The sequence below is a fragment of the Mesorhizobium sp. M00.F.Ca.ET.216.01.1.1 genome, from assembly GCF_004010325.2.
In the GTDB taxonomy this organism is placed as follows: domain Bacteria; phylum Pseudomonadota; class Alphaproteobacteria; order Rhizobiales; family Rhizobiaceae; genus Mesorhizobium.
Genome location: NZ_SADR02000370.1, coordinates 1 through 320, shown reverse-complemented (window position 1 = coordinate 320; position 320 = coordinate 1). Strand labels below are relative to the sequence as shown.

Sequence of the window (320 nt, the reverse complement as noted above, 5' to 3'; positions counted from 1 at the left end):
GCGATCCGCCATCGCAACCACCAGATTGCTACAGACGGCTCGCAGAAGATCGTGCAGCGCCTGCTCAACCCGATCCGCGACCGCCTGGTGAAGGGCTTAAGTGTCGAGCTTCTTTCGGTTCCAGTGGCAGGCTGGATGGCCTATCTGATCAAGGCATCGGCGCGCTTCGGCCGCGCCTGGCAGGTGTCCGACCCCTTCGCCGAGAGAATTGCGACAATCGCCGACCGCGTTGGTTCCGACAGCAAACTGCTCGCCGACGCGATCCTCGCCATCGACGCTGTCTTCGACCCGTCCTTGGCCGCCAACGCGACGTTCCGAGC

General features: G+C 63.8%; 1 pseudogene. It reads left to right on the top strand.

Annotated features, from left to right (window positions below):
- A pseudogene (locus EN859_RS36525) lies at positions 1-320 on the top strand (mannitol dehydrogenase family protein); the annotation flags it as partial.